This window comes from Bradyrhizobium sp. Leo170, from assembly GCF_004296405.1.
Classification (GTDB): Bacteria; Pseudomonadota; Alphaproteobacteria; order Rhizobiales; family Xanthobacteraceae; genus Bradyrhizobium.
Genome location: NZ_PSRR01000831.1, coordinates 1 through 636, shown reverse-complemented (window position 1 = coordinate 636; position 636 = coordinate 1). Strand labels below are relative to the sequence as shown.

1 protein-coding gene is annotated in these 636 nt (G+C 59.7%); it reads right to left on the bottom strand.

What is annotated here, in order from left to right:
- Positions 1 to 318: 318 nt before the first annotated feature.
- Positions 319 to 636 (bottom strand): transposase (locus CWO89_RS44965; RefSeq protein ID WP_130584469.1); only part of this gene is annotated, 318 nt, incomplete at its 5' end.

Genomic DNA, 636 nt, shown 5'->3' with positions numbered 1-636 from the left:
GCCTGCCAGAACCTCACATGGGATGGTTCGTGTCAAGGCCATCAATCGCAATGCATCAGCAGTCCCTCCGAAGCGTCGCTATCCAGGTCCAAGCCCGTGCGTGACGCGGCTCGTTTGCCGAGCCTGATCAACCTCACATTCGGTCGCCACCTTTCGCGGCTGCACCAATATCCCGCTTGCGGCGGACGGGGCTCAGGACGACGAGACCACTCTCTCAAACGGCATTTCGCCAGGGTTCTGGTCGGTTCGTCGACCTGGATCCACCAGGACTGATCGGGTCCTGGAGAATTTTCAGAATAATTCGAGGAGCAGCCGAGATTAGCTGTTCTGCATGATGGCACCTTCGATGACGACACCGGCGGTCACAAACTTCCAGAGCGCAACCAGCAGCTTGCGCGCAAGCGCCACGATGGTCGACTTCTTCATGCGGCCACCATTGCGCTGGACGCGCTCCTTGAACCATCGAGCCAGCGCAGAGCCGGGCTGATGACGCAGCCACAGCCAGGACATCTGGATCAGCGTCGTGCGTAATCTCGGATTTCCAGCTTTCGAAACGCCCTGTTCTCGATCAACGGATCCACTCTGCCAGGGCGTCGGCGCCAGCCCCGCGTAAGCAGCAACCTGGCGGCGATTATT